Origin of the sequence: Variovorax sp. LjRoot130, assembly GCF_964253755.1 — a bacterium.
In the GTDB taxonomy this organism is placed as follows: domain Bacteria; phylum Pseudomonadota; class Gammaproteobacteria; order Burkholderiales; family Burkholderiaceae_C; genus Variovorax.
On sequence record NZ_CAXURM020000002.1, the window covers coordinates 424069 to 450655 of the forward strand.

The following is a 26587-nucleotide window of genomic DNA, read 5'->3' on the forward strand; positions in this document are numbered from 1 at the left end:
GGCAAGACGGCAAAGACGGCCAGCGGCGACAGCCTTGAGCAGATCAAGCGCGTAGCCATCGCAGCCATGTTCTCGGACGACGAACTCCTGGAGTTACTTGTCCTGAAGGGCGGGAACGCCATGGACGTGGTTCTTCAGGTCAACAGCCGAGCGTCGGCAGACCTCGATTTCTCGACGGCGCGCGACCTGGACTTTGTGAAGGCGCAGAAGCAAGTCGAGCGTGCGCTGCAGTCCACGTTCGAACGAGAACTCGGCTACCTGGCATTCGATATCCGCATGAATCAGCGACCGGGCAAGATGCCTGACGACCTCGCTGCCTTCTGGGGCGGCTACCTCGTCGAGTTCAAACTCATTTCGCTCGAGCGAGCCGGCGCGCTTGAACGCGATCTGGCGCAGATGCGCAGAGAGGCCGTCAAGCTCGGCGAGGGGACGAGGTTCACAGTCGACATCAGCCGGCATGAGTACACCGAAGACAAGCAGGAACACGAGCTCCTTGGCTATCGCATCTACGTCTACTCGCCGGCCATGATTGTCAGCGAGAAGATTCGGGCCATCTGCCAGCAGATGCCGGAGTACGCAGACATCATCAAACGCAAGGGGTTGGGAAACGAGCGCGCGCGAGACTTCGTCGACATCGAGGCGCTGGTCAACATGTTCAAGGTCGATCTGGCCGAAGAGAGGGTGAGGCACATGGTGCAGCAGATGTTCGAGCTGAAGCGCGTGCCGTTGCAGCTCATCCCGCGAATTGCCGAAGTCCGCGATTTTCACGCTCTCGGTTTTGCTGCAGTCCAAGCCACGATGAAGCCCGGCGTAAAGCTTGCACCCTTTGACCACTACCACCAGTTCGTGACGGACCAGGTCAAGAAGCTAAAACCCCTCTGGCACATGTAACCGCCAGTCGTTGACGTACCTGGTCTTGCCCATGTCGTGGGTCAGGTAGAAGGCGCGCTCCATCGGTTGCGACTTGAACAAGTCGACCAACGATCGCCTGTAGCCAGCGCGCTCGAGATAGAAACCAACCGCCTGGTGGTACGGATACGCAAGGCGCATGCGCTTCAGCATCGAAGCCATGGCGTTAGCCGAGACTTCTTGATCCTTGGCGTTCGCATAGGCCTTGGCGACCTCGAAAATGCCGCCGGCGTAGGCCGGCCTGACTGCGATATCGATGAGGGTGCGCTCAAGCGTCGTGTAGCGCAGCGGCATGGCGCGGTTGCTGTCATAGGTCGTGGTTTTCGCAGTCACGCCGAGCTCGTCCTGAGGGGCGCCTTGCAGTAAAAGCACCCGTCGATCGCCGACGGTTGCCTCGTTGTGCGAGACCCGAGGGGGTCGGCTGAAGGCCGCATCGATGGCCTCCTGTGTGATTTCATCGAGGTCCTGGGCAACGTACGCGGTTGTGCTCGACCTTTCACGCGTGAGATAGATGGTCTTGGGCACCTGTTCTGTGAGGCCGTGGAGACGCACCGCCGTGTAATGGCTCAGATAGCTGTCGTCGACCAAGCCTAGGAGGACCTCAAGCAGGGGAACATCTCCCCAGACGAAGCCCGTCACGGGTCGCTGCGGGAAGTTGAAGCGCACCGCCTTCATCGGCGTGCGTTCAGTCATGAACCGTTCAAAGCTTGCCAGCGTCATTCGACGCGCGAGGCGCCAGGCGTCGCGGTTCTTAGAGAAGACGGCTGCGAGCTGGACGGGTCTGAGGATGTGGCGCCCGGCTTCGAACGTCTTGATGATGTCGGGCCGGGCGATCTGGATGCGGGTAACCAACGTCTCTCCATTAGCTGGAACGAATTGAAGGTCTGTGTGGCATATATGCCACACAGACTAACACGACTTTCAGAAGTTGTCTAGTCGAGCATCAAGGCAGGCAAAGGGTTTGATGTGGGGGCACAGCCCTTGACTCTCCTCGATGTGGTTTGTATACTTCTGCGGTATATATACCGCAGAAGTTAACGATCTCGCGCACACCCTTGACCAGTGAATTGTCAAAAAGAATCGGGGAGGGCGCGTCGCCTAAGGCTTGGATGTATGGGTCGTGCCTGAATGGAATATAGCGGTGCTGTGCGGTATATATACCGCACAGCATTACATCATCTCAGCGTTTCGTCAAGACAAATCAAGCCCCGCCGGGGCACTGCGCGCGACGCGGAGCAGGTCGGCATGCTTGCCGCCGCCCTTGGGGCGCCGTCGACAGATCGGATCTCTGGCTCGATGATTCGGCCGCATGACGCGATACGGTCCAAAACCCGACGTTCGCCGCCGCTCCAACTTGACGGGCAGAATGCAGCCAAGACCCAGCTGTCAGGTCCGTCGTTCGGAGGCTTCATGTTCAAGGTCGCGAGCGCAGTACTTTCATGCGTCCTGGCCGGCTGCGCAAGCACCGCGCCTGTGGGCTATTCGGTATGCTCGACGCAGCCTGGGAGCTACGCCTGTCAGATCGAGCAGTACCAACGTGTCAACGACTGAGGTCATTTCCAATGAGAGCGACAGACAGAGTTCTGCCCAAGAGCTCAACTTCCAGGGCTCCTATCAGATGAACCTGTCCATTGAACCTCTTTCGACGCAGCATTTCGAGGGACTACGGCTCGCGCTCGACACAGTGGCGCGAGAGAAGCGATTTCTCTCGTTCACGGAGGCGCCGCCAGAGGAGGATTCATGGGCGTTGTGCTCGTCTATCGTCGCGAACCGGTGGCGCCAGATGATTGCCGCTCTGGAAGGTGTAGTGGCTGGCTGGTGCGACGTGCTGCCGACTCACGGCCAAGCGCGGTCACACGTCGGCACGCACGGCATTGGGCTCATGCCTTCGACGCGCCATCGGGCCTGGGGCTAGTGCCATGGGCAGCCAGGCGTCCTATTGCGCCGCCAAGGCCGGCATGGACCACTTCTCGCGCGTCGTGGCGCTCGAGGAAGCAGGGGCGCCGAACGGCGCACGCATCGTCTCGCTCGCGCCTGGCGTGATCGACACCGACATGCAGGTGCAATTGCGCGGCTCATCGGCCGAGAAGTTTCCGGACCGAACGCGCTTCGTGAGCATGAAAGAGGAGGGCCGGCTCGACAGCCCCGCCACCGCGGCGGCCAAGGTGCTCAAGTATCTGGCGCGCGAGGACTTCGGCAACAACCCCGTGGCCGACGTGCGCGACCCCGCCTGAACGCAGAAGAAGCGAGCACGCCATGGCCACCGCAAAGTCGATCGACACCGGCGACTACAAGCTCTTTCCTTCGCCCAGGAACGCGCACCGCGTCATCTTCGAGCACCAGGTCTTCGTGCCGTATCCGTACGCGCTGATCGTGATGGACGAGTTCTACTTCAAGGGCCGCTACAGCCTGTTCTCCGCCTGCCGCCTCAGCGACGGGAAGATGGGGCAGGTGGCGACGTTCGAGTTGGCATCGGATGTCGACATCTTCAACAAGAAGTTCACGCCAGATTGAGCCGGCCCTACTGCAGCGCGAACCGATCGCGCTGCGCCTGAGCGCATTCGCCCATCACGTTCAATGCGCGCTCCACGGCGGGCGTGCCGATCACGAACGGGTTGGCCGCGCCGGCCGGCTGCTGGCGCAGCGCAGCCAGCTTGGCCTGCGAGCCGTCGATGCCCGAGTGGTTCGACAGCAGCACGTCGATGCGCTGCGCCTGTGCCACCGCGCCCATGCGCCGCGTTGAATCGATGTAGCTGTCCAGCCGCGGCACGTCCTTGCCGAAGTTGAAGCCCGTGCCGCCCCAGAGCATGGCGCGGTGCTTCCTGCCGCCAGACGTCACGTCGAACACTGGCGAGATCGTGCCCATGGTGTGGCCCGGCGTGATGTACAGCGAGACGGTGGTATCGCCGAGCGTGATGCGGTCACCGTCCTTCACGGAAACGTCGCGCTTCGGCGGCGCGCCCCAGATCGGCGTTGCGAATTCGAGCTTGGTTTCGGTCATGGTCCAATCGGTCTCGCTCATCACCACGCGCGCACGGTACTTCTGCGAGAGGTACGGCGCGCCGCCGTAGTGGTCGCCGTGGCCGTGCGTCGCGATCACGTACTTGATCTGCGCCGGATCGAGGCCCAGCTTGCGCATGCCTCCTTCGATCAGTGCCGCGGCCTCCGCCTGGTTGTTGAGCGCATCGATGAGGATGATGCCGTCCGAGGTCTTGATCGCCCAGGCGCTGACCCAGTCGGCGCCCACGAAATACAGGTTGTCGAAAGCCTGGCCCGGCGGCGGTGCGGGCTTGGCGATGAATGCGGCAAGGCCCTTGTCCAGCTCGGCCTGGGCCGGCCGCGCGGCGGGAGCGGGTTTGCAGAGAGTCAACAGCGCCGTCAGATCGGATCCGGCGGCACCCGTGGCTGCTGCAACATGTGCGGCGACGGTGGCGCCCGACGGCGCCGGCCGCTGTGCCGTGGTCTGCGCGCAGCCCTGCGCCAGGGCGACAACCGCTGCGAGGGCGGTTGTCTTCAGCAGAAGGGTGTCTGTTCGATTCTTGCGCTGTGCCATTGCTGTCTCCGTGCCGTCGGTGCGGCCTATTGTGGAGACGTCATTCTGCGACACGGGCACCTATTCGATTGTCGCGCCCGAGGCTTGCACGATGCCCTTCCACTTCTCGTAGGCGTCATCGAGATGTTCACCGTCTACGCGACCGGCATCGCCACTGGCGAGGAGCTCGATGCTCTCGTGCGCTACGACACGCTCGATACCGTACGCTCGATCGTGAACCGGCTGGAGACCATCGTTGCGAGCGGCATCTATTGCGCAACCCCTGCATTTGACGAGTCCGCGCCGATATGGCGCTACAACCTCACAGCGCTATCTCAGACAGAGCAAAGGCTGCTTGTTTGGACGCATCGGCGCGGCCCGCAGCGCCCAAGAAGAAGCAGACCTTGGCACTTTTCGTCGCCAACAGCCGGTCTACCTTTCGGAACTTGACCTTCTCCGACATCGTCGAGGAAACCCGAGTTCGGCGACAGCAGACGGATCGCGGGTGGCAGCGGACGACCACGACGAATTCGCGCGTGAACGGCTGCTTCTGCATGTCGCGAACCGGCGCTCCGGGCGCTGAACGGACCTTGAGCTCCCGAAACTAAACGGCGCAAAACGGCCGCTCAGACAAGGTCGAGCAAAGATTGCGGTTCGACCGACTCTCTCGCTCAAGTCTTGGCCAGCCGCAGGATCCGCACCGCGCCTGACAGCACTACCAAGGCGATCGCCGTACCGACCATAAGGTCCGCCAGGTGCGAGCCAGGCCATACACGTCATTGGTGGAAAAAATCCAGCTCGCGCGCATGTGAATGGTCGGCCCGCCTCTGGTCAGTTGCCCGTGCGCGAGCTCAACGGTCCAGATGGGCGAGCGCATACATCAGCGGATCGGCGAGGCCCTGATCAATCCATCGAACGGTCCATCCATCTCCTGGCGGGGCGACGACGGCTGGATGCTGCCGCGCACGTCCCATTTCGCGATGATGCAGATGAAGCGCGGGTCAGTTCGCGCCCAATGAAGGATTGGGTCCGTGTGCAGTCTCGATCGAAACAGGGGACTACATAGCATCTTGTGGCCACCGAAGTCGGTAGTTTGAAACCTCAAGCTCGACGTCCGCTCCCGCCGCCGCGAAGCGGAAGTTCGGGTTGAGTGAAGCGAGGAGCTTGCTAGACTTTGGGCTGCGGTGTCGCTGCGAAGAAGTCCATGGCCGCCGCGACGCCGCTGCCGGCCAGTGGCACGCCTGCCAGCTTCAGGCCCATCTCAACCCCCGTCAGCGCGGCCATCAGCGTCAGGTCGTTGCAGTCGCCCAGGTGGCCGATGCGGAACATGCGACCCTTGAGCTTGCCGAGTCCCGCGCCAAGCGAGAGATCGAAGCGTTCGTGGATCAGCCGGCGCAGCGAATCGGCATCCACGCCTTGCGGCGTGATGACGCCGGTGAGCACCGGCGAGTGGACGCGCTCGTCCGCACATTGCGTCGGCAGGCCCCACGCACGGACCGCGGCGCGCACGCCTTCGCCCCAGCGCTGGTGGCGCGCGAACACCACTGGCAGTCCCTGTCCGAGCACCATGTCGAGCGCCTCGCTGAGGCCGTAGAGCAGGTTCGTGCTCGGCGTGTAGGGCCAGTAGCCGCCCTGGTTCATCTCGACGATCTCGTCCCAGGCCCAGAAGGCCTTGGGCAGGCGCGCCGTCCTGCTGACCTCGATGGCCTTGGGCGACAGGGCGTTGAAGCTGATGCCGGGCGGCAGCATCAGGCCCTTCTGCGAGCCGCTGACGGTCACGTCGACGCCCCATTCGTCGTGACGGAAATCGGCGCTCGCGAGGCCCGAGATGGTGTCGACCATCAGCAGCGCGGGATGCCCGGCCGCATCGATGGCGCGGCGCACCGCGGCGATGTCGGAGGTGACGCCGGTGGAGGTCTCGTTGTGCACCACGCACACGGCCTTGATCTTCTTCTCGGTGTCCTTGCGCAGGCGCGCCTCGATCAGGTCGGGCTGCACGCCGTGGCGCCAGCTGCGCGGCAAGCCGGTGTCGTCGACGCCGGGCAGGCCGATGAACTCGGGCTCCAGGCCGAGGCGCTGCGCCATCCGCTGCCACAGCGTCGCGAAGTGGCCCGTCTCGTACATCAGGACCGCATCGCCGGGGCTCATCACGTTGACGAGCGCCGCCTCCCAGGCGCCGGTGCCCGACGCGGGGTAGATGACCACCGGATGCTGCGTCCGGAACACCTGCTGCAGGCCGGCGATCACCTTCTTGCCGAGCGTCGCGAACTCGGGGCCGCGATGATCGATGGTCGGCAGGCTGATGGCGCGCAGGATGCGGTCGGGTACCGGGCTCGGGCCGGGGATCTGCAGGAAGTGGCGGCCGCTGGGATGGTTGTCGAGAGCGATCATGGGTCTCCTTTTCTGTGGCGAGTCGATGGAACTACAACTGCACGGACGCGCGTCCGATGCCCGGAAACTCGGCCGTGACGAGATCGCCCGCGGCCGCGTGAAGAATCCCCACCCAGGTGCCGGTGGTCACGACGGTGCCCGCCGGCAGGCTGCGGCCGTCCTGCGTGGCGTGACGCAGCCACGCCGTCAGCAGGAAGGCGGGGTCGCCGAGCGAGTGGGTGCCGCGGCGTTCGACCGGCGGTTGTGCGCCGATCTGCACGCGGCACGTCTGCGCGCGCCAGTCACGCGCCGCGAACGGTATCCAGGGGCCGAGCACCAGCGCGCCATGCGACTGCAGGTCGGCCAGCTTGAACAGCGCCGGCGCGCCCAGTGCTTCGCGCCAGCGCGAGTCGACGAGCTCGATCGAGACGGTCATCGCATCGACCAGTGCGCTCGCGCTGCCTGCGTCCAGCGTTTCGGCGAGCGTGGCATCGACATCGCGCGCGAGCCGCAGCGCAACCTCGGCCTCGATGCCGCGCATGTGAAACGGCCAGGTGCCGCTCTGCGCCGGGCTGGTCCATACGCCGGCCGGCGGCAGCCGCGCATGGGTGAGTACCGCGCCGCGGGACGGGCTGCCCGATTTCCAGTACTGCGGCGCTGCAGCTTCGAACCCGCCGAGTTCGCGCGCCACGCGCTGCTGCACTGCGTAGGCATCGGCTGTGTCGGTCAGCGCATCGGCCAGCGGCGCGGCATCCGCCAGGTTCCTGGTGCGACGCGCATGAATCAGCGCGTCGGCCACGGCATCGATTTTCGAAAGGGGCACTTCCATTCCTTTTGACTGGGGTCAGAACGACACGCTCAACGGCGCGAGACCCGCGATCTCGACGCGCACGGCAGTGCCTTGGGACGCGAACAGCATGCCGGTGCACGAGCCGCTGGTGATGACCTGGCCTGCCTTGAGCCCGACGCCGCGCGCCGAGCAATGGTTGGCCAGCCATTCGAGCAGCGTGCCGGCATCGGGGCTCGGGTGCTCGCCCACCGTATGGGCCACGATCTGCTCGCCGAAGCGAAGCACGGCCTCGACCTTCGCCAGATCGAACCACGCCGGCTCGAAGGGCTGGCGTCGCCCCAGCACCAGCGCGCCGTGGCTCAGCAGGTCTGCCAATTGCGCATCGGAGCCGGCGCCGAGCCAGTCGGCGAGGCGGGTCTCCACGACTTCGATCACCGGCAGCACCGATTCGATGGCGAACGCCAGCTCGTCCAGGGTATAGGGCGCCGCGCGGGACGGCAGGTCGACGCCGAGTTGGAAGCCGACCTCGACTTCGATGCCGCGCAGCCGCCAAGCCGGGCCTTTCAGCAGCGCACCGTCGGACCGCAGCCCTTCGGCCGGCAATGGCGCACAGGTCGGCTCCAGTCCCGGCGCACGCGCGCCGACCTTCCAGCCGCCGACGGTGCCGAGAGCGGCCAGCGTCGCGTCCTGGATCGCATAGGCCTCGTGGCGGTCCGCAGGCTGCACGAGTGCCGAGGGCACGCGCCGGCCGTCGCGACGCGCGATGTACAGGGCGCGCGCTGCGGTGTCCGGCGTGACCGTGGCGGCCACCGGCGTCAGAGCTCGGGAAAGCGCTGCCACGGATGAGCTCGCTCGAACGCGCGGGCGAGCGCGAGCAACGCGTCGTCGTCGCCTTCGCGCGCGACCAGCTGCAGGCCGACCGGCAAGCCTTGGGCGAAGCCGCAGGGCAGCGCGATCGCCGGCAGGCCGACCGCATTGGCGAAGCCAGCAAAGACGGCGTGACCGCGCGCGCCGACCTCGCGGCCATCGATTCGGGGTGGATGCGTTTCGCCGGCCGGCCAGGGAAGCGCCGCCGCCGCCGGCGTCAAGAGGAAGTCGTAGCGCTCGAACAGGATGGCCAGTTCGGTGCGCAACCGCTCGGCTTCGAGCAGCAGGTCGAACAGCGCGAGGGCCGACGCGCTGCGCCCGGCTTGCGCGTTGGCCTGCATCGCGGGGGCGAACAAGGCCGGATCGAACGGGCGCGTCGGCGACAGCGCCTGCGGATGCTCGACCAGCCACGCCAGCCCCACCTGCGCCAGCAGCGGCCAGCGCTGGTTGACCGCCTCTGCCAGATCGAAGCCCTCTGCTGTCGTCACTTCATGGCCCAGCATGGAAAGATTCCGGGCCGCCGCATCGGCGAGATGCGCGATCTGCGGATCGAGCGGGTGATCGGCGAAGCGCGGGATGTACAGGATGCGCGCCGGCAGCGCGGCATCCGGCTGAACCGCGCCGCGACCGATGACCTGCATCACCGCGGCCACGTCGTCCACGCAACGCGCGAGCGGCCCTGCGACCTCGAAGTCCAGAAAGATCGGCGGCAGTCCGCCGCTGCGCGGCACGCGGCCGCGCGAGGGCTTGAGGCCGACCAGGTTGGTGTGCGATGCGGGTCGCCGGATCGAGCCGCCGCCGTCGGTGCCAAGCGCGATGGGGCATCCGCCCGCAGCGACCAGCGCGGCCGCGCCGCCCGATGAGCCGCCGGGCGTCAGGGCCGGGTTCCACGGATTGCCGGTGGGGCCGAACACCGGGTTGTCCGTGTAGCCCTGCATCGTGAACTCGGGCACGTTGGTCTTGCCGAAGATCAGGGCGCCGGCTTCGCGCAGCTTCGCCACCGGAAGCTCGTCGCGCTCGGCCACGAAGCCGGCGAGCGCGCGGCTTCCCCAGTGAGTGGGCAGGCCTCGCACCTGCAGGTTGTCCTTGATCGTGATCGGCACGCCGTCCAACGCGCCGATCGCCCGGCCCGTGCGCCAGCGCGCGCTGCTTTGCTCGGCGGCGTGGGTCGCGCCCTCGGCGTCGAGCGCGATCAGCGCGTTGAGCCGCGGGTTAACCTCGGCACTGCGCGCCAGACAGGCCTCGAGCGCCTGGGTCGGCGTGAACGCGGCGTCGCGAAAACCGGCGGCGAGCTGCGTTGCCGTAAGTTGCCAGAGCAATTTCATTTCAGTCGATCCACAGGCCGGACGCCACCCGCGACGCAAGACGGCCGGCGCAGCCGGGCCCGTTCGGGAAACACCGCGGAACCGGCTTTGCCGGGCCGCTGGTGTTGCCCCCGGCTAGGGGGTTGGCGGCCACACGAAGCGGGCAAGCCTGGGGGTGAGCTCATTTCAGTCCCACCACCGGGCCGACGACCTGCTTCCAAGTGGCCGAGCACTTGTCGTAGGACTTGTCGCAGAGCTCGCTCCAGATCGGCAGCGACACCGTCGTCAGCGCGTCGCGAATCATCTGCTGGTCGCCCGGCTTGACCGGGACATCCTTCATCGCGAACTTCTTGACCGTCTTGCACGGTTCCTTGCCGACGTTGCAGCGCGATGCGTCCTCGAAGAGTTCCTTGGAGTAGGCCCAGACGTCGGTCTCGAACCTCTTGAACGCCTCGGTGATCTTCGCCTTCTGATCGGCCGGCAGCGCGTTCCACTTCGTGAGGTTCATCGCATACGCGTTGAGCGCGATCTGGAAGCCGATCGGCATGAAATGCGTCGTGACTTCGGGCCAGCCGGCCGAGTTGGCCGAGCTCGGGCCGGTGATGGCGCAGTCGGTCACGCCGCGTTCGAGCGCCTGCTGCGTCTCGCCGAACGGGATCGTGACCGGGATGCCGCCGAGCTTTTCGATGAACTTGGCGAGCGACTGGTCGTAGACCCGCACCTTCTTGCCCTTCAGGTCCGCGAGGCCGGTGATCGCCACCTTGCAGAACACGACCTGCGGGCCAAAGGGATAGATGCCGAGCAGCTTGCCGCCATGGCGCTCCTGCAGGCGCTTGTCGAAGGCATCCCGGTAGGCGTCGACCACCTTGCGCGCGACTTCGTAGTCGGTCGACAGGCCGACGATGTCAGGGCCGAGGAAGAAGGGTTCGTCGCGCGACACCTGCGCGAGGCGCAGCGTGACGATGTCGAACAGGCCCGACTTCAGCACGCGCAGGCCGTCAGCGTCCTTCACGCCGAGCACGTCCATCGGCTTGTAGTCTGCGTCGATGGGCAGGCCGGTGTTCTTCGCGAAGTTCTCGAAGAAGGGCTGCTCCTTCGTCTGCTGGATCAGCCCGGTGGCGACCAGGTTGCCGGCCACGCGCAGCTTGGGGTTTTCGGCATGTGCCGGCAGGGCCAGCGCGAGGACGGCGGCAAGCGAGGGGAGAACGAATTTCAGTTTCACTGCATCACTCCTTTAAGAACTTGTTCATCGAATTCCGACCAGCGGACCGATCGCCTGCTTCCAGGTGGCCGAGCATTTGTCGTAGGACTTGTCGCAAACCTCGGCCCACAGCGGCAATGAGACGGCGCCGACCGCGTCGCGCACGAGCTTCTGGTCGGCGGGCTTTACCGGCACTTCCTTCATCGCGTACTTCTTGCCGTACTTGCAGGGCTCCTGGCCGACGTTGCAACGCGACGCGTCGTCCCACAGTTCCCGCGAATAGGCCCAGGCCTCGGTCTCGAACCTGGCGAAGGCCTCGCTCATCCTTGTTTGCTGGGCGGGCGGCAGTGCGTTCCACTTCTTCAGGTTGATCGCGTAAGCGACGAGGTGAATCTGGAAGCCGATCGGCATCACGTGCGTCGCCACTTCGGGCCAGCCGGCCGAGTTGGCCGAACTCGGGCCGGTGATGGCGCAGTCGGTCACGCCGCGCTCGAGCGCCTGCTGCGTCTCGTTGAAGGCGAGGGCGACCGGGATGCCGTCGAGCTTTTCGATGAACTTCGCGAGCGACTGGTCGCTCACGCGCACCTTCTTGCCCTTGAGGTCGGCCAGACCCGAGATCGCCGACTTGCAGAACAGGATCTGCGGCCCGAAGGGATAGGTGCCGAGCAGCTTGGCGTTGTGCCTTTCCTGCAGTCGCTTGTCGAATGCGCCGCGGTAGGCGTCGACCACCTTGCGCGCGGTGTCGTAGTCGGTCGACAGGCCGACGATGTCGGGGCCCAGCAGGAAGGGGTCGTCGCGCGACACCTGCGCGAGCCGCAAGGTCACGATGTCGAACAAGCCCGACTTGACGACGCGCAGGCCGTCGGCGTCCTTCACGCCCAGCACGTCCATCGGCTTGTAGTCGACGTCGATGGGCAGGCCGGTGTTCTTCGCGAAGTTCTCGAAGAAGGGTTGTTCCTTGTTCTGCTGGATCAGGCCGCCGGAGACCAGGCTGCCGGCGGCGCGAAGCTTGGTGTTCTGGGCGTGGACGGGCAGCGCGAACGCGAGCGCGGCCGCGATGAGGGCGAGCTTGAGCTTCATGGGTTCTTTCGCGGGAGGGACCGTCATTTGCCGAACATCAGGTTCGGCAGGTAGGTGGCGATCCAGGGGGTGTGGATCAGGATCGCGGTCATCACGATCATGGCGGCGAAGAAGGGCAGGGTGCCCTGGAACACGTCGTTGATCGAGCCTTCGCCGCGCACGCCCTGGATCACGTACAGCGTCATGCCGATGGGCGGGCTGATCAGCGAGATCTCGCACATCAGCACCATGAAGACGCCGAAGAACACCGGGTCGATGCCGGCCGCCTGGATGATCGGGAACACCACCGGCAGCGTGCCGACGAGCATCGGCATGGTCTCGAGCGCGATGCCGAGGATGAGATACATCACCGCCAGCATCCACAGCAGCATGATCGGCGAGACGTCGGCCGACTTGATGAGGCTGGCGAGCGCCTGCGGCACGCCGAGCATCGACAGCACGAAGTTCAGGTACAGCGCCGCGACGAGGATCAGCGCGGTCATCGCGGTGAGCCGCATGGTCGAGCGGAAGCACTCGTGCAGCATGCCGACCTTGAGCTTGCCGTAGGCCGCCGCGATCGGGAGGCACACGATCACGCCGAGCGCCGCGCTTTCGGTCACCGTAGCCCAGCCGGTGTAGATGCCGCCCATCACGACCGAGAATACGGCCAGCGGGCCCAGCAGGTGCACCGAGTGCCGCAGCTTCTCGCGCATCGCCGTGCCGGCTTCGCGAGTGCCGGCGACCGAGGGCTTCCAGACGCAGATTGCGAGGATGGTGAGCAGGAACAGCACCGTCATGATCGCGCCGGGCAGGATGCCGGCCATGTACAGCCGCGCTGCCGAGGTGTTGGTCATCGAGCCGTAGATGATGAAAGCCACGCCGGGCGGAATCAGGTTGCCCAGGCTGGCGCCAGCGGCGATGGTGCCGAGCACCATGCGCTGGTCGTACTTGCGGTTCTTGAAGGCCGGCAGCGCGACGGTCGAGATCGTCGCCGCGGTCGCGACCGACGAGCCCGACACCGCGGAGAACAGCGCCGAGGCGCCGATGTTGGTGTGCAGCAGGCCGCCGGGCATGCGGTTGAGCCACTGGCCGAGCGACTGATACATCTTGTCGGTGGCGCCGCCGCGCATCAGGATCTCGCCGAGCAGGATGTACAGCGGGATCGACAGCAGCAGGTAGTCTTCGCCGGCGGCCCAGAGCTGCTCGCCTACGGCGTTGATCGCCGGCATGCCGAAGTGGATCAGCGACCCGAGCAGGCCGACGACCAGCATCGTCGTCGCGACATGGAAGCCGAGGAACATCAGCCCCAGCATGATGGCCAGGCCGGCCAGGATTTCGAGCGGTCCGATCATGATGCGGCTCCGACGGGGGTCGTGTGGATGGACGCGGTTTCCGTGGGTGTCTTCACGTGGATGTCGGTCTCGGCCTCGATCTCTTCCTCGAGCGTCTGCGGGCCGAAGCGCGTGTTGAGCTCCTGCGTGCGGCGCGCCAGGAAGAGGCGCAGCGCATCGATCGCGGCCCAGCCCGCGACCAGCGCGAACATCAGATAGCCGCCGAGCCAGATCGATTGCGGGATCCACATCGGCGTGGCCAGCGGCGTGGCCGCGGTGCTGTGCAGCTCGATGCTTTCGACGACCACGTGCCAGCCGCGCCAGAGGCACAGCATCGACAGGGCAGCGAGGCTCAGCATCGCGAGCAGGTTGAGCAGCGCGCGCGTCTTCGCGGGGAAGCGCGACAGCAGGAAGTCGACGCGCGTGTGGCTGCGTGTGATGAGCGTGTAGGCGAAGCCGAACGCGCCGACGATGCCGTAGGTATACGAGCCGATCTCGTCGATGCCCTGCAAGCTGAACGAGAAGACCTTGCGGCCGAGCATCTCGATGCAGGTCATCACCGATAGAGCGATGAGCCACCAGCCGCAGGCGATGACGGCCCAGTCACAGACGCGCGTCAGCCCGCGGCTCACGGGGTCCGGTGGGAGCAGTGTTTTCATGGGATTTCGTGGCTGTGCAGTGAAGGGGAACGTGCACGCATTGAAGCGCGCGGCAGGGCGCGCCTGCAGACTTTTCCGCGGAGCGGGAGAGGCGGAAAAACTCTTTTCGAATCAAGCACTTGGCGCTGCGCGCCCGTGGAAGAAGCGCGCTACCTGATGCGCCCGCCGTAGGCTGCGGTGATGTCGTCGGCCGCGGCGCGCACGGCCGCGCCGAGCTGCGCGAAGTCGGCGCTCTTGATGCGCTGCGTCGGCCCGACGAGCGAGATCGCGCCGAAGGGTTGGCCATGCTCGTCGCGGATCGCGGCGGCGATGCAGCGCAGGCCGACCGCGTTCTGTTCGTCGTCGATCGCGAAGCCGGCGCGGCGGACCTCGCCGAGGGTCTCGTGCAGCCGCGACGCGCGCGCGATGGTGTTGGCCGTGAGCTTCGGCAGGCCGTAGGTGCGCAGGTACTGCAGCACATCGTCCTCCGCCATCGCGGCGAGGATCGCCTGTCCCATCGCCGTGCCGTGCAGCGGCGCGCGAAAGCCCGGCTTGCCCATGGCGCGCATCTGCTCGCGGCTTTCGACTTGGGTCACGAACACGATGTCGCCCAGGTCGGCGATGCCGAGGTTGATGCTCTCGCCGGAGCTGTCGCGCAGGCGTCGCATCACCGGCAGCGCGACTGGCGCGATGCGGCGCCGCCGCGCGAACGCGGCGCCGACCGAGAAGCAGCGCACGCCCACATACCAGAGGTTGGTCTCGCGGTCGAACTGGACGAACTGGCGCTGCTCCAGCGTGGTGAGCAGGCGGTGCGCGGTGGAGGAAGAGAGGCCGCTGTGCGCGGCGATGTCGACGAGGCGGTAGCCTTCGTCATCGTCGGCGAGCAGTTCCAGCAACTGCATTGCCCGCGTGAGCGACTGCACGGTGCTGTCGCTGTCGCGGTCGATGCGGGTGATCTTGGCGGTCTTGGAGGGGCGGCGGGGCGAGCTTGCTGTCATGGCGTGCCTCTTGCAAGTTGCGCGCCATCGGGTGGTGGCCGGCGCCCCCTCAGCCGTCGATGGAGACCTTGGCGTCCTTCGCCACCTTGGCCCACTTGGCGATCTCGCTGTGCGTGAAGCTGCTGTAGGCGTCGACCGGGCCGCCGCCGTCCTCGACCCCGAAGCCTTCGAACTTTTCCTGCACGTCGGCCATCGCGAGCACGGCGTTGACGTCCTGGTTGATCTTGCGCGCCAGCGCCGCGGGCAGCTTGGCCGGGCCGGAGATGCCGTACCAGTTCATGGTCTCGAACTGGGGGAAGCCCTGTTCCTGCATGGTGGGCACTCCGGGGTAGGCCTTCGAGCGCTTGGCGCGCGTCTGCGCGAGCGCGACGACGCGGCCGTTCTTCACGTGCGGCGTGGCGGCCGTCATGGTCTCGAAGGTGTACTGGATCTGGCCGCCAATCAGGTCGGTGAGCAACGGCCCGCTGCCCTTGTATGGCACGTGCAGCACGTCGACGCCGGCCTGCAGCTTGAACATCTCGATGGCGAAGTGCTGGATGGTGCCGGGCCCGGCGGAGCCGAAGCTGATCTTGCCGGGCTGCGCCTTGCACTGCGCGACGACTTCCTTCACCGACTTCACGGGGTTCGTCGCGCTCGTGATCAGCAGGTTGGGCGTGACGCCGAGCAGCACCACGGGCACGAAGTCGCGCTCGGCGTTGTAGCGCAGGTTGGAGCGCACGGCCGGCGCGAGCGCGTGGCTGTTGATGGTGGACAGGAGCAGCACGCTGCCGTCGGACGGCTGCTGCAGCATGTAGTCGGCCGCGAGCGTGCCCGAGGCACCGGCCTTGTTCTCGACCACGACCTGCTGGTTCCACAGGCCGCTGAGCTTCTGCGCCACCACCCGTGCCAGCGCATCGGCGCCACCGCCGGGCGGAAAGCCGACGACCAGGCGGATCGGCGTAGCCGGCAAGGCCTGGGCGAACATGGAGGGCGCGGCCAGCGATGCGGCGGCTGCGCCGGCGGCCTGGAGGATGTGACGTCTTTGCATGGTTCAGGGTCTCGCGGGTGGTGGGTGAAGAGTTCGGATCACTGGCGGCGCAGCAGCGCCTCGATGGCGGGCGGCAGCCCGCGGTTCGGCTTCTGGGGCGGCGGCGCGAAGCTGCCGCGGCGGGCCGTGCCGGACTGCAGCGCCACCAGCGTCTCGGCGTGGCGAACCGCGCTCGACACGCCATCGACCACCGGCACCGGCAGGCGGCTTTTGAGGCTGCGCGCCAGGCCCGCGAGTGGTGCGCCGGCCAGCACGATGACGTCTGCGCCGTCTTCGTCGACGGCTCGCTCGCACAGCGCTGCCAGATGCGCGGCGTGGTCGTCCTGCACGCGGCCGATGTCCGCGAGCGGCTGGTCGAGGTGGTGGATGCTGGCGAGCCGATCGGCCAGCCCGTTCGCCGCCACGCATTCGCGGTACCAGGCGGTGATGCGGCGCGAAATCGCGATGATCGAGAAGCGCTGGCCGAGCATGCAGGCGCTCATCAGCGCGCTTTCGGTGAGGCCGAGCACCGGGATGTCGAGCGCCTCGCGCAGGCCCGCCAGGCCGGGATCGCCGAAGGCGGCGACCACCACGGCGTCGTGCAGCGCGCCGTGCTCGGCCGCCAGCGTCGCCGTGGCGTAGGCGCCGATCAGCGCCTCGAAGCGGGTCTCGATGTAGGCCACGCCGAAGGGCGCGGTCAGCGTCGTGATGCGCGTTTCGGGCGAGGCCGCGCGGCGCGCCTCGCTGTCGATCAGCGCCGTGACGCTGTCGGAGATGTTGGGGTTGATCAGGAGCAGCTTCATGGTCAGGCGCGCCGCGGCAGCAGCGAAGGTGCGTCGCAAGCCAGAAAGCGCCCGCGTCCGGCGCGGCCGTGGAACTGGCCGTCCCACAGCAGCTCGCCGCCGGCGATCGTCAGTGCCGGCCAGGCGCGCAGCCGCTGGCCCTCGTAGGGCGTGTAGTCGACGTTGTGGTGCAGGTCGGTGTTGCGCAGCACGAACTCGCGCTCCTCCCAGACCACCAGGTCGGCGTCGCTGCCGACCGCGATCGTGCCCTTGCGCGGATGCAGGCCATAGGCCTTAGCGGGGTTGGTCGAGGTCAGCTCGACGAAGCGGTTGAGCGTCATGCGGCCGCCCAGCACGCCTTCGGAGTAGAGCAGCGGCAGGCGCGTCTCGAGGCCGGGGATGCCGTTCGGGATGTGGCGGAACGCGACTTCCTCGCCGCCCAGCTTCTTGCCTTCCGGCGCGTCGTAGCGAAAGGGCGCGTGGTCGGAAGAGAACACGGTGAACAGGCCGTCGTTCAGGCCGTTCCAGATCACCTCCTGGTTCGCCTTGTCGCGCGGTGGCGGGCTGCAGACGCAGCGAGCGCCCTGGTAGCTGTCGTCCAGCCCGAGGTCGGCCGCAGTCAGGAACAGGTATTGCGGACAGGTCTCGGCGAACACCGACAGGCCGTGGGCGCGCGCCCAGCGGATCTGCTCCACCGCTTCGCGACCCGAGACGTGCACGATCAGGATCGGCACGTCGACCAGCTCCGACAGCGCGATCGCGCGATGCGTCGCCTCACGCTCGACCAGCATCGGCCGCGAATGGGCATGGAAGCGTGGTGCGGTGCGGCCGGCGGCCTCGAGCTTCCTGGTCAGCCATTCGATGCAGTCTGCGTTCTCGGCGTGGATCATCGCCATCGCGCCGTGCTCGCGCGCGACCGACAACACGTCGAGGATCTGGCCGTCGTCGAGCTTCAGGTCGTCATAGGTCATGTAGATCTTGAACGAGGTGTAGCCCTCTCGGATCAACGCCGGCAGTTCCTCGTTCAGCACCTTGGGCGTGGGGTCGCTGACGATCAGGTGAAAGGCGTAGTCCACGTGGGCGCGGCCCTCGGCACGCTGGTGGTAGTCGGTGACGGCGGCGCGCAGCGACTGGCCCTTTTCCTGTGCGGCGAAAGGGATCACGGTGGTCGTGCCGCCGCAAGCCGCGCTTCGGGTGCCGCTTTCGAAGTCGTCGGCCATGCGCAGCGGCGACGCCATCGGCTGGTCGAGGTGGCAGTGCGCGTCCACACCGCCGGGCGTCACGACGCGGCCGGCTGCGTCGATCTCGCGCGCACCGCCGGCCAGCCCGGTGCCGAGTTGGACGATGCGCCCGCCAACAACGGCGATGTCCGCGTCGAAGGTGTCGCTGGCGGTTGCCACGCGGGCGTTGCGCAGCACGAAGTCGAAGGGGTGGGGCGTGTTCATTTTGTCGACATCATCGTCGACAATTTGTTTGTCGATCTCGGTGATTACACTAATGTCGACAATATGGTTCGCGACGAAGCTTGCCCGAAAGGATTCCCATGCCCCAGACCCTTCGTCTCGGCGTGCTCACGCCCTCATCCAACACCGCGCTGGAGCCGCTGACCAGTGCGCTGGCGGCGGCCGTGCCCGGCTGCAGCGCCCACTTCTCACGCTTCAAGGTAACCGAGATCTCGCTGTCGGCGCAGGCGCTCGGCCAGTTCGACGACAGCAAGATCCTCGCGGCCGCCGAGCTGCTGGCCGACGCCAAGGTGGACGTGATCGGCTGGAGCGGCACCTCCTCAGGCTGGCTGGGCTTCGACGCCGACCGGCACTTGGTCGAACGCATCCGCGAGCGCACCGGCATCGTCGCCACCACCGCGGTGCTGGCGCTGAATGAACTGCTCGCGTCGCGAGGCGTGAAGCGGCTCGCGCTGGTGACGCCGTACACCGCAGATGTGCAGCAGAAAATTGTCGACAACTACCGCAGCATCGGCATCGAAGTGGTGGCCGAGCGCCACCTCGGCATCCGCGTCAACCACGCCTTCGCATCGGTCGCGCCGCAACGGCTGATGGCCTTGATGCGCGAGGTGGCGCCGGCACGGCCGGAGGCCATCACCACCTTCTGCACCAACCTGCGGGCGGCACCGCTGGCCGAGGCGGTGGAGGCCGAACTCGACATTCCGCTGCTCGACACCGTCAGCACCACGGTATGGGGGCAACTGCGCGCCGCCGGCGCCGATCCGGCGCAGGTGAGCGGCTGGGGCCGCATGTTCGGCTGGCGATAATGGACCGCCATCCCGCCGCCTGCCGCCATGCACGCGTGCTGCTGGCGTCCGATCCGCTCGCCAAGCTCAACCCAGACATGCCAACCAAAAGCGCGCGCAAGCCTGCCTCGCAAGCCCGACTCGAACGCGAGAACACGCAGGACGAAATCTACGAAAAGATCTATGTCGCCATCCTCGAGCACCGCCTGCATCCCGGCACCAAGCTCGGCGAGGAGCGCCTGGCCGAGATCTTCGGCGCCAGCCGGGCGCGCATTCGCGAAGTGCTGGCGCGGCTCGCGCACGAGCAGATCGTCGAGCTCTATCCGCAGCGCGGCGCCTATGTTGCCAAGCCCTCGATCGAGCAAGCGCTCGATGTGTTCGAAGCCCGCCGGCTCATCGAGCCGGCCGTGCTGCGCCGGCTGATCGAGACACTCACGCCCGAGAAGCTGGCGCGCCTGCGCCAGCACCAGGAACTCGAGCTCGATGCCCGCCGCCGCGATGACAAGCGCGCTGTGATCCGGCTGTCCGGTGAATTCCATTCGCTGGCGGCCGACCTGGCGGGCAACACGGCGCTGGCGCGCAGCATGCGCGAGCTGTCGATATTGACCTGCCTGATGATCTTTCTATACGACGCACCGACCAGCTCGAGCTGCCGCGCCGACGAGCACTCGCAGATCATCGAGGCCATCGCCAAACGCGATCCGGCGCGCGCCGAGCGGCTGATGCGCGAGCACCTCGACCATATCGAGAGCAGCATGAAGCTGGAGCATGCGACCGAGGAGGTGGACCTGGAAGCGATCTTCAGAGGCGAGATCTGACCGCGACACTTCGTAGTCCGTTTCGGAAATTCGCACACGTATTCTTCAAGCGGCCAGCTTCAAGGGCTGGCTCTGCGCCCGGCGATCACGCATGCGCGCGATCAAGGCATTGAGATCGGTGCGGGTGAATTTCCACTCGAATGGACGCGCGATGCTCTCGAAGTAGCGCTCGAAGTTCGCCAGCCGTTGAGCGACCGCCTCCAAGCAAGGGAAGTCGTTCGGGGTCAGCACCTTGCGCTGCACGATCGAGAAGTAGATCTCGATCTGGTTGAGCCAACTGGCATGGACCGGTGCGTGGACCGGAACCAATCGGGGATGGGCTTGCGTGAGGCGCTGCACTGACGCCTGGCCACGATGCGAGGAGCCGTTGTCCATGACCCAGAACACGCGTCTTGCGCTGACATATGGCGGCTGGCTCATGACCTGATCGACCAAACGCTCGAAGGGCGCGATGCCTGTGGTTGCTTCGCAGCGGCCGAACACCTTGGCGCGATGCACGTCCAACGCCGCCAAGTACGCCCAGGCGCCATCGCGTGCGTACTCGTGCTCCACGCGCATTACCTGCCTGCCTCGGTGGGCACACGGCGGACGTACGCCAGGGGATCAATGCGGTGTACTACCGCAACACGAAACTGGCGGCGCGCATCGCCTGCTTTCTGGACTTCTTGGCCGCGCGAGTATGAGGGCCGGAGTCAGCGCGACCGCATAGGGCGAAAACAGGTCGTCGTAAGTGCTGCCAGGGCTTGGCCACGCCCCATTGTTGCACCCGGCGAAAAATTCGCTGCGGGTGGCGAGGGGCGCAAATCAACCCAAGTTCGATGATCAGAGGGCAAGGAATATCGATTCACCCGAATCGGCGAGACGGCCCTGTTCGTCCCAAGGGACGCTTTCATTGTTTATGGGCTGGGCTGGGCTGATTGCCGAGTTTCAGCATTCTGGGGGCGAGGACGGCTTTCGCACTGCGTTCCCGATGTTCGTCGGAGTAGGGCGACGGGCAAGTTTGGGCCCGGCCGTTCGCCACACTCGAGTAGTCTGCGCCAACGCGGGCGGTCAACTACCGATCCAGAGTCACTTTCGCTGTACGAATATAGGCCCCCCAACGGTCGAACTCGCTGTTGTAGAAGTGCTGGTATGCGCCCGGGGTCATTTGTTCAATGACTATCGCCATCTTGCTCATGAATTCAGCGACCTGAGGTTCCGCCATCGTTGCGGAAATTGCTGCATTGAGCTTGTTGACGATGTCAGCAGGAGTACCAGCCGGAGCGAGGAACCCCAACCACGGGCCCATGTCGATCTCCACCCCGAACTCCTTGAGTACTGGAATGTCGGCGAAGCCATGTAGGCGCTCGCGTGCCGTAATTGCCAGGCTGCGAACACGCCCAGCACGAAGATACTGTTCGGCGACGAGCACTGGAACGATCGTGCAGTTCACCTGATCCGCGAGCTGTGCTTGCATCAGCGGCGCTGTTCCGTTGTAGGGGATATGCAGCAGATCGACTCGCGTCTTTTGCTTGAGTGCTTCCATGATGATCTGGCCGGAACTGCCCTGCCCCCAGGATCCGAAGGTCATGGGGTCCTTCGCCTCTTTGGCGATCTGCAGGAACTGAGTGAGCGTCTTCGCTGCATGAGAGGCGGGGACGATCAGCGCCAGGGGAGTGAAACCGATGGGGGCCACGGCCACGAACTCCTTCTTCGAGTCGTAGGGCGGAGGCTTCAGGATGTGCGGCGCTATCGAATGCGAATCTGCCGTTCCGTACACCAACGTATAGCCGTCGGCCGGACTGCGAGCAGCGGCGAGACTGCCGATCGTGCCAATCGCGCCCGGCCGGTTCTCCACGATGATGGATTGTCCGAGGCGTTGCGCCAGCGACGGCGTCATCGCGCGAACCAACACGTCGCCGCCACCTCCTGCATTCCACGGCATGATGATCTTGATGAGCCGCGAAGGATAAGCAGCGGTTTGAGCCAACGCGCTCAGGGGCGCTGTCGTGGCAGCGGAAGTGGCCAGGCCGGCCAGAATAGCGCGACGAGTCACGAGGTGCTTCATGTTTGTTGTCTCCTTGTGTGGACGGCCGTCATCGGACGCTGTCAAAGATTCCTGCTTTCAAGCCACCTGATCAGAACCGAGGCAACCTCGTGGCTATTGCTTTCGATCATCAACATGTGCCCGTTGCCATTCAGGCCGATGTCGGGGAGCCAGGTGAAATCGGCATTCAGACGGCGGGCAAGCGCCTGGTCGACAGACTTTGGATGACGTGCATCGTGCTCACCCGTGACGATCAGGATCGGTCTCTGGCCTACGACGGACAGGCTTGCCAGCTGAAGTCCTCTGCCTCCGATGTTGAACCGCTCATTCAGGACGATCGGGCTGTCGGGCACCACTGAGGCCGCGTAGCTTTCCAATGCATCTCGAGGGAATCTTGGGCTGCTCGCCCAGAAGTCGTTTATGAATGTGCGATCCGCCGACACGGGTCGATCCAAGGGCGAATACACGGGACAACCAGCCTCACGGTCATGGCGCATGGTCTCGATGGCCGCGGGATCGTCGGGCAAGGGATTGAGCAAGTTCGCGGGCGCCCCGGGCGCGATGCCGATGATGGCAGCCACCTTGTCTGGATGGTGCTCTGCGATCCACCACGCGATGGGTCCCCCCGCAGAGTGGGCCACAACGATGGCCGGGCCTATCGCGTCGATCACCGTTGCGAGCGCAGTGGCTACGTCGTGCGTCGTTAGGCGAACGAGATTCTCGACGCCAGGGGAACGCCCGTGACCCGGCCAGTCGGGCACGTGCACGGCATGCCCTCTGGCCGCGAACAGCTGCGCCCATCCGTCACGGCCGTCCGGCGTGCCCAGATACGACACGCCCGTATGAAACCCTCCATGAATCATCACGACCGGCAGGAGATGGCGCCCGACGCATGCCGGGGGCAGATGATCCACATACACGGGGTGCGAAGCGGTGCCCAGGAAAAAGCATGATCGGGCCGTTCGCACGGACGACGTCGACGCATCACACAGGCTCCGGGACATGCAAGTTCTCGTGAAGAATCCGAGACCCATTGTAGTTCCATATGGAACCAAGTAAAAGTCGGTGTTTTCCCGCTTTGCTGAGTTCGCGGCCGAGAGCGGCGGTTGGTAGCATCGAAACTAGTACCTCCGGCAGATTCCCCACGCATTGTTTGAAACACACAAGACGATGACGACCTCTCGACCCCTGAGCGACATCCTGGAAGGCGTTGCGATTCCGTACGCCTACAAGCTCGGGTACATGATCAATTCGTACCGCGAACCGTCGTTCCGGTCCATCGAAGCAAAGTACGGGTTGACGAGGCCGGAGATTCTTTCCTTGATCTTCCTGTACTTCAGAGACGGCATTTCCGCTTCAGACATCTGCGACTTTTCCGGACACCTGAAGAACAACATCAGCCGCGCCGTGACCGCGCTGGAGAAGAAGGGGTTGATCCGACGGGAGCTTGACGAGATCGATCAGCGCAGGCAGGTCATATTCATCACGGCGTCCGGCCGCAAGATGCACAACCGATTCATGCCTGGGCTGGTTGAACGCGAGAAGGCAATGATGGAATGCCTGACGACCGAAGAGCGTCAGCAGTTGCAGCAGTTGCTGCGCAAGCTCTGCGCCAACGCACCGGCGTGGAGCGGCATAGACCATGTTTGATGGCTAGCCTACGGCATGCACTCGAGGCATCTCACCAACGCCTCACTTGACGAAGTTCTGCTCGCAGTTTTCGACTGTCTTCTTCAGGTTGGAGCGGTGCATCGCTTCTGCTAGCCGCGCATCCCGGTCGAGCCAGGCCTTGGCCATTCGTAGGTGGTCCAGCGTCAGCAATCGTCAATTGTTCGCGACTCATGGCGCCCACTCGCATGCGCGCGGAGCTGAAAAGCGCTGCCGCGTGGCGCTGGCGCTAGTGCGCGATGAGCAGGATGTCAGAGGCAACAACTCGACTTCTCGGGAACGGTCACCCGCGAAGGTCGTTGATGGCCCGAGCGCCGCCAATCGAGGGCTGCAGAGAAAGGACCGATATCGCACTGCGTCTCGGACATTGCTAACCCGATGTTGTGGAGAAGTGGTGCCATGGTCCAGGCCGATCTGGCCACCTCGGGAATACAGCAGTGATTTGCCAACCGCGCCGCGAGGCGCTGGCTGGCGTGGAGAGCACGCGCAGCCAGGTGATCTTCAGGGAGGAGATCCCGCCTTGAGGGATCGAAGCCTACTTGCGCCACCACCACCAGACGACGAGGCTCAGGACGATCGACACGATCAGCGAGGTCATCAGCGGAAAATGGAAGCTGAAGCTTTCACGCTCGATCGAGAAATCCCCCGGCAGGCGCCCCCACGGCAGCCGCGACAGCCAGGGCCAGGCAAGGCCCGCGACGACGAGGAGCACGCCCAGCGCAATGAGCAAGCGTTGCATGCGGCAATACTAGCGCCGGGCGGCGCCGAGCGGTAGCGGCCCGGCCGGGCCGCGGGCATGGTCAGCCCGCGGTGTCTTTCATCGGATTCAGGCTCCTCGAGGAGTGCGACATGACTCACGGCCCGCTGGTCTGGGAAGTGACGATCGCCCTGATCGTCGCCCTGCTGCTGTTCGACTACTTCTTCCACATCCGCACGGCGCACGTGCCCACGCACGCCGAAGCCGCCCGCCGGTCGGCCGCCTACATCGGCGCGGCCGTCCTGTTCGGTGTCATGGTGTGGGTGCTCGGCGGCACCGAGCCCGGCACCCAGTATTTCGCCGGCTACCTGACGGAGAAGGCGCTGTCGGTCGACAACGTGTTCGTCTTCCTGGTGATCATGTCCAGCTTCAAGGTGCCGCGCGAGGAGCAACAGAAGGCGCTGCTGATCGGCATCGTGATCGCGCTGGTGGCGCGCACCGGCTTCATCCTGCTGGGCGCGGCGCTGATCGAGTGCTCATCGAAACCTAGCTCCTGCGGCCGGCGTCGCTGACGGTACTTGCTGCCGGAGCCATTGCCATCGCTGAACAATCGCGTAGCGGCCAAATGTAAGTACGATTTCGTAACATCTGGTTCCACAAGAGTGCGAAAGTCCGCGTTTTAGTCGCCCTGGCCGTACGATCTGCGTCACGCATACCTCACTACGGCAAACCGGTCCGGGAGGCACAGATGACGGAATCGAATACGGCAGAGGCAATTCAGCCAGACATTGTCGTCGTTGGCGCCGGCATGGCCGGTCTGTACTTCGCTTGGCGGATGCTCAGGCACAAGCCTACGACGAAGATCGTCATCCTGGAAATGCTCGATCGCCCCGGCGGACGGTTGGATACCGATCTCGTCGTCATCGACGGCACCTTGGTCAAGAACGAAGAAGGCGGCATGCGCTTTGTCGATAGCATGAAGAACTTGATGTGGCTGCTCAAGACGCTGGCGCTCGACAAGGACATCATGCCGTTCAACATGGGGGACGACAACAACATCTACTACCTGCGTGGTCGCCGCTTCACCTTTGGCGCCATGGCGACCGATCCCGACCTCTGGAGCACCCGCTACTTCCTGCGTGACCAGGAGAAACAGCGCCAGCCGAACAAGATTCTTCAAGAGATTTTCGACACGGTGCTGACACAGAATGGTGTCGATCCGAAGAAGTGGTATCCGCAAACCCCCGAGGACTGGCAGAAGGTTCGCCTCGAATTCAGCTATCGCGGCTTGCCCCTTTACAAATGGGGCTTTTGGGCATTGCTCGTCGACTTCGGTCTTTCTCAGGAATGCCTGCAGATGATCGAGGACTCGATGGGGTTCCTCGCGTTCTATGACCAAAAGGTCAACGCTGGCGTCGGCTTCCAGACCATGGGTGACTTCGACAAGTTGCCCAACTATCTAACGTTACGGCCCGGCTACGAAACGCTGTCGGACACGCTTGCGCAGCAGATCAAGGAAATGGGAGGAAGGATCCTCCTGGGACATTACGTCGATGCCTTCGACTTCGACGTCACTGACAAGAATCTGCTCAACGTGCGAGCCCATACTGACAACGGCTGGACGACGCGCTTTCTTTGTCCGCAACTCGTCCTCGCGCTGCCCAGCCGTCCGCTCGAGCTCCTCTCCTCGCAATGTCCGGCCCTGCGCGACAACGGTCAGCTCATGGCTGACATCCGGAGCGTCACCACCATGCCGCTCACGAAGATCAACCTGTACTTCAAGGAGCGGTGGTGGTTCGACCGCTACAAGATTGCCGCAGGCGGTTCTTTCACCGATCTGCCGATGGCCCAGTTCTACTGCTATTGGCCCATTGCGGCCAATGACGACAAAGGGCCGGCGTCGATGACGATCTACTGCGATTTCGATCGCACCACATATTGGGAGGAGTTGCAGAAGTTGGGCAAGCCCTTCGCGCCTACCGATGGGTTGACGCAACCCAAGCACACGACGCCGGCCGGTACGTTCGTGGTCGAGCAGGCGATGCGGCAGCTTGCCGAGTTCTTCGGCGACAACGCCTTGCCGGATCCGCTGTTGTCGACCTATGTGCGTTGGGGCTCGCCGGAGTTCGGGGACGGCGATCACTCGTGGGTGATCGGCGCGGACGACAAGGCCATCGCAGCGCGGCTGCAGAACCCGATCAAGGGCAAGGTCTACATTTGCGGTGAAGCGTATTCGGATGAACAAGCTTGGGTGGACGGTGCATTGCGTTCCACGGAAACCGTCCTGCAAGAGTGCTTTGGCCTGCCCGCTTACGATCGTCCTGTGTGACAGTACTGCATTGT

27 protein-coding genes and 2 pseudogenes are annotated in these 26587 nt (G+C 65.1%); 11 read left to right on the forward strand and 18 right to left on the reverse strand.

Annotated features, from left to right (window positions below; genetic code table 11):
- Positions 1 to 66 precede the first annotated feature (66 nt).
- The gene (locus ACSQ86_RS31695) at positions 67 to 891 is read left to right on the forward strand and encodes a nucleotidyl transferase AbiEii/AbiGii toxin family protein (protein WP_436310466.1); all 825 of its coding nucleotides are present in this window, start codon (positions 67 to 69) and stop codon (positions 889 to 891) included.
- Here ACSQ86_RS31695 and ACSQ86_RS31700 read toward each other — a convergent pair.
- The gene (locus tag ACSQ86_RS31700) at positions 868 to 1761 is read right to left on the reverse strand and encodes a type IV toxin-antitoxin system AbiEi family antitoxin domain-containing protein (protein ID WP_436307193.1); all 894 of its coding nucleotides are present in this window, start codon (positions 1759 to 1761) and stop codon (positions 868 to 870) included. The two genes, ACSQ86_RS31695 and ACSQ86_RS31700, sit on opposite strands and share 24 nt — an antisense overlap.
- Before the next feature lie 685 nt (positions 1762 to 2446).
- Between ACSQ86_RS31700 and ACSQ86_RS31705 the strand changes: the two genes are divergently transcribed.
- The 3 genes and pseudogenes from ACSQ86_RS31705 to ACSQ86_RS31715 all read left to right on the forward strand — a co-directional run bounded on the left by ACSQ86_RS31705 (position 2447) and on the right by ACSQ86_RS31715 (position 3423).
- Positions 2447 to 2824 carry a hypothetical protein gene (locus tag ACSQ86_RS31705; RefSeq protein WP_436307192.1) on the forward strand — a complete coding sequence of 126 codons (378 nt, stop codon included), beginning with the start codon at positions 2447 to 2449 and terminating at the stop codon, positions 2822 to 2824.
- Positions 2733 to 3143 (forward strand): annotated as a pseudogene (locus tag ACSQ86_RS31710) (SDR family NAD(P)-dependent oxidoreductase); the annotation flags it as partial. The gene ACSQ86_RS31705 and the pseudogene ACSQ86_RS31710, both read left to right, overlap by 92 nt.
- A 22-nt stretch (positions 3144 to 3165) precedes the next feature.
- The gene (locus ACSQ86_RS31715) at positions 3166 to 3423 is read left to right on the forward strand and encodes a hypothetical protein (protein WP_436307191.1); all 258 of its coding nucleotides are present in this window, start codon (positions 3166 to 3168) and stop codon (positions 3421 to 3423) included.
- 7 nt (positions 3424 to 3430) lie between these two features.
- Here the strand turns inward: ACSQ86_RS31715 and ACSQ86_RS31720 are convergent, their stop codons facing one another.
- Positions 3431 to 4462: an MBL fold metallo-hydrolase gene (locus ACSQ86_RS31720; protein WP_436307190.1), complete on the reverse strand. Its 1032-nt coding sequence runs from the start codon at positions 4460 to 4462 to the stop codon at positions 3431 to 3433.
- A 123-nt stretch (positions 4463 to 4585) separates the two neighbouring features.
- Here ACSQ86_RS31720 and ACSQ86_RS31725 point away from each other — a divergent pair, with 123 nt between their 5' ends.
- On the forward strand, positions 4586 to 4891 hold the full coding sequence (locus ACSQ86_RS31725) for a hypothetical protein (RefSeq protein ID WP_436307189.1): 306 nt from the start codon (positions 4586 to 4588) through the stop codon (positions 4889 to 4891).
- Positions 4892 to 5608: 717 nt separating this feature from the next.
- On the opposite strand, the gene ACSQ86_RS31730 is transcribed toward ACSQ86_RS31725, so the two are convergent.
- The 12 genes from ACSQ86_RS31730 to hydA all read right to left on the reverse strand — a co-directional run bounded on the left by ACSQ86_RS31730 (position 5609) and on the right by hydA (position 18232).
- Positions 5609 to 6832 carry a pyridoxal-phosphate-dependent aminotransferase family protein gene (locus ACSQ86_RS31730; protein ID WP_436307188.1) on the reverse strand — a complete coding sequence of 408 codons (1224 nt, stop codon included), beginning with the start codon at positions 6830 to 6832 and terminating at the stop codon, positions 5609 to 5611.
- A 31-nt stretch (positions 6833 to 6863) separates the two neighbouring features.
- Complete coding sequence (locus ACSQ86_RS31735) at positions 6864 to 7634, reverse strand: fumarylacetoacetate hydrolase family protein (protein ID WP_436310467.1); 771 nt, start codon at positions 7632 to 7634, stop codon at positions 6864 to 6866.
- A gap of 21 nt (positions 7635 to 7655) precedes the next feature.
- A complete protein-coding gene (locus ACSQ86_RS31740; RefSeq protein ID WP_244504083.1) occupies positions 7656 to 8441 on the reverse strand; it encodes a 2-keto-4-pentenoate hydratase in 786 nt (261 codons plus the stop codon).
- Positions 8417 to 9793 (reverse strand): amidase, encoded by a 1377-nt coding sequence (locus ACSQ86_RS31745; protein ID WP_436310468.1) that lies wholly within the window; start codon positions 9791 to 9793, stop codon positions 8417 to 8419. The genes ACSQ86_RS31740 and ACSQ86_RS31745 overlap by 25 nt, the downstream gene beginning before the upstream one ends.
- Before the next feature lie 160 nt (positions 9794 to 9953).
- A complete protein-coding gene (locus tag ACSQ86_RS31750) occupies positions 9954 to 10994 on the reverse strand; it encodes a TRAP transporter substrate-binding protein (protein ID WP_436295569.1) in 1041 nt (346 codons plus the stop codon).
- 24 nt (positions 10995 to 11018) lie between these two features.
- Positions 11019 to 12053, reverse strand: a complete 1035-nt coding sequence (locus ACSQ86_RS31755; RefSeq protein ID WP_436295568.1) for a TRAP transporter substrate-binding protein — start codon at positions 12051 to 12053, stop codon at positions 11019 to 11021.
- A gap of 23 nt (positions 12054 to 12076) precedes the next feature.
- Entirely contained in the window at positions 12077 to 13384 is a 1308-nt protein-coding gene (locus tag ACSQ86_RS31760; RefSeq protein ID WP_093111068.1) for a TRAP transporter large permease, read from the reverse strand.
- Positions 13381 to 14022 (reverse strand): TRAP transporter small permease subunit, encoded by a 642-nt coding sequence (locus ACSQ86_RS31765; protein ID WP_436310469.1) that lies wholly within the window; start codon positions 14020 to 14022, stop codon positions 13381 to 13383. Before ACSQ86_RS31765 ends, ACSQ86_RS31760 begins: the two co-directional genes overlap by 4 nt.
- A 149-nt stretch (positions 14023 to 14171) precedes the next feature.
- Entirely contained in the window at positions 14172 to 14999 is an 828-nt protein-coding gene (locus tag ACSQ86_RS31770; RefSeq protein WP_093111072.1) for an IclR family transcriptional regulator, read from the reverse strand.
- Between the two features lie 49 nt (positions 15000 to 15048).
- Positions 15049 to 16026: a Bug family tripartite tricarboxylate transporter substrate binding protein gene (locus tag ACSQ86_RS31775; protein WP_436307183.1), complete on the reverse strand. Its 978-nt coding sequence runs from the start codon at positions 16024 to 16026 to the stop codon at positions 15049 to 15051.
- A gap of 38 nt (positions 16027 to 16064) precedes the next feature.
- Positions 16065 to 16808: an aspartate/glutamate racemase family protein gene (locus ACSQ86_RS31780; protein ID WP_436307182.1), complete on the reverse strand. Its 744-nt coding sequence runs from the start codon at positions 16806 to 16808 to the stop codon at positions 16065 to 16067.
- Between the two features lie 2 nt (positions 16809 to 16810).
- Positions 16811 to 18232, reverse strand: coding sequence for a dihydropyrimidinase (gene hydA / locus ACSQ86_RS31785; protein WP_436310470.1), 1422 nt, complete (start codon positions 18230 to 18232; stop codon positions 16811 to 16813).
- Positions 18233 to 18330: 98 nt separating this feature from the next.
- Here hydA and ACSQ86_RS31790 point away from each other — a divergent pair, with 98 nt between their 5' ends.
- Positions 18331 to 19056 carry a maleate cis-trans isomerase family protein gene (locus tag ACSQ86_RS31790; protein WP_436310471.1) on the forward strand — a complete coding sequence of 242 codons (726 nt, stop codon included), beginning with the start codon at positions 18331 to 18333 and terminating at the stop codon, positions 19054 to 19056.
- A 77-nt stretch (positions 19057 to 19133) separates the two neighbouring features.
- A complete protein-coding gene (locus ACSQ86_RS31795) occupies positions 19134 to 19853 on the forward strand; it encodes a GntR family transcriptional regulator (protein ID WP_436307756.1) in 720 nt (239 codons plus the stop codon).
- Between the two features lie 45 nt (positions 19854 to 19898).
- Here the strand turns inward: ACSQ86_RS31795 and ACSQ86_RS31800 are convergent, their stop codons facing one another.
- Positions 19899 to 20411: a transposase gene (locus ACSQ86_RS31800; RefSeq protein ID WP_436307179.1), complete on the reverse strand. Its 513-nt coding sequence runs from the start codon at positions 20409 to 20411 to the stop codon at positions 19899 to 19901.
- Positions 20412 to 20422: 11 nt separating this feature from the next.
- Here ACSQ86_RS31800 and ACSQ86_RS31805 point away from each other — a divergent pair.
- Positions 20423 to 20536: pseudogene (locus tag ACSQ86_RS31805) on the forward strand (LysR family transcriptional regulator); the annotation flags it as partial.
- Positions 20537 to 20907: 371 nt separating this feature from the next.
- Here the strand turns inward: ACSQ86_RS31805 and ACSQ86_RS31810 are convergent.
- On the reverse strand, positions 20908 to 21900 hold the full coding sequence (locus ACSQ86_RS31810) for a Bug family tripartite tricarboxylate transporter substrate binding protein (protein WP_436307178.1): 993 nt from the start codon (positions 21898 to 21900) through the stop codon (positions 20908 to 20910).
- Positions 21901 to 21941: 41 nt separating this feature from the next.
- Positions 21942 to 22883 carry an alpha/beta fold hydrolase gene (locus ACSQ86_RS31815; RefSeq protein ID WP_093111155.1) on the reverse strand — a complete coding sequence of 314 codons (942 nt, stop codon included), beginning with the start codon at positions 22881 to 22883 and terminating at the stop codon, positions 21942 to 21944.
- 166 nt (positions 22884 to 23049) lie between these two features.
- On the opposite strand from ACSQ86_RS31815, the gene ACSQ86_RS31820 reads away from it, so the two are divergent.
- A complete protein-coding gene (locus ACSQ86_RS31820) occupies positions 23050 to 23529 on the forward strand; it encodes a MarR family winged helix-turn-helix transcriptional regulator (RefSeq protein ID WP_436307177.1) in 480 nt (159 codons plus the stop codon).
- Between the two features lie 553 nt (positions 23530 to 24082).
- Here the strand turns inward: ACSQ86_RS31820 and ACSQ86_RS31825 are convergent.
- Positions 24083 to 24286: a DUF2905 domain-containing protein gene (locus tag ACSQ86_RS31825; protein WP_093111088.1), complete on the reverse strand. Its 204-nt coding sequence runs from the start codon at positions 24284 to 24286 to the stop codon at positions 24083 to 24085.
- A 110-nt stretch (positions 24287 to 24396) separates the two neighbouring features.
- Between ACSQ86_RS31825 and ACSQ86_RS31830 the strand changes: the two genes are divergently transcribed.
- Positions 24397 to 24816, forward strand: a complete 420-nt coding sequence (locus ACSQ86_RS31830) for a TerC family protein (protein ID WP_436307175.1) — start codon at positions 24397 to 24399, stop codon at positions 24814 to 24816.
- A gap of 176 nt (positions 24817 to 24992) precedes the next feature.
- Complete coding sequence (locus ACSQ86_RS31835) at positions 24993 to 26573, forward strand: flavin monoamine oxidase family protein (protein WP_436307174.1); 1581 nt, start codon at positions 24993 to 24995, stop codon at positions 26571 to 26573.
- Positions 26574 to 26587: the final 14 nt, after the last annotated feature.